The sequence below is a fragment of the Paenibacillus sp. EKM10P genome, assembly GCF_011800655.1.
GTDB classification, from domain to species: Bacteria; Bacillota; Bacilli; order Paenibacillales; family Paenibacillaceae; genus Paenibacillus; species Paenibacillus polymyxa.
Map to the genome: position 1 here is coordinate 1 of NZ_JAALET010000137.1, position 236 is coordinate 236.

The 236-nt window shown below is 58.1% G+C and carries 1 protein-coding gene; it reads right to left on the bottom strand.

Annotated elements, in window-relative coordinates; translation table 11 throughout:
• Positions 1-236: hypothetical protein (locus tag HFE01_RS27495; protein ID WP_221421536.1), on the bottom strand; the 236-nt coding region annotated here is incomplete at both ends.

A 236-nucleotide genomic window follows, 5' to 3' on the forward strand; every position in this document is an offset into this window, starting at 1 on the left:
TCCAGTGGCGTCCGCGGTGCCACATACTCCAGGCCTCCTTCAAGGCGTGCTTCCGGTGCTGGCAATGCCTTCCGGTCAATTTTCCCATTGGGCGTCAGCGGGAAACGATCCAGCTGTACCACATACGTCGGGATCATGTAATCCGGCAGCTTCGGCTGTAGCGCATTCCGCAGTTCCGGTAGACTCAGCGACTCCGAAGCTACGATATAGGCACACAGATCCTTGTGTCCGTCCTC